Consider the following 255-nt stretch of genomic DNA (forward strand, 5'->3'; position numbering starts at 1 on the left):
CGCCTTAAATTAGCCCTACAGGATTATTTATAGAAGGCAAGGACGTGTCAATTCAGCACGTCTTTTTTTACTTTTTCTATGGTATAATAGAAGGTAGATTTATTAATTGGAGTATGAAGAACTTATGATTAAATTAGTAGCAACGGATATGGACGGTACTTTTTTGGATGGTGCCGGTCAATTCGATATGGAGCGTCTGAAAAAGTTGCTCCATTCTTATCAAGAAAAAGGAATCTACTTTGCTGTTGCCTCTGG

1 protein-coding gene is annotated in these 255 nt (G+C 36.9%); it reads left to right on the forward strand.

Annotated features, from left to right (window positions below; translation table 11 throughout):
* Positions 1–124: 124 nt before the first annotated feature.
* A partial coding sequence (locus ADH31_RS03525; protein ID WP_152904326.1) for an HAD hydrolase family protein occupies positions 125–255 on the forward strand: 131 nt, incomplete at its 3' end.

It is taken from the genome of Streptococcus pseudopneumoniae (assembly GCF_001072375.1).
GTDB classification, from domain to species: domain Bacteria; phylum Bacillota; class Bacilli; order Lactobacillales; family Streptococcaceae; genus Streptococcus; species Streptococcus pseudopneumoniae_L.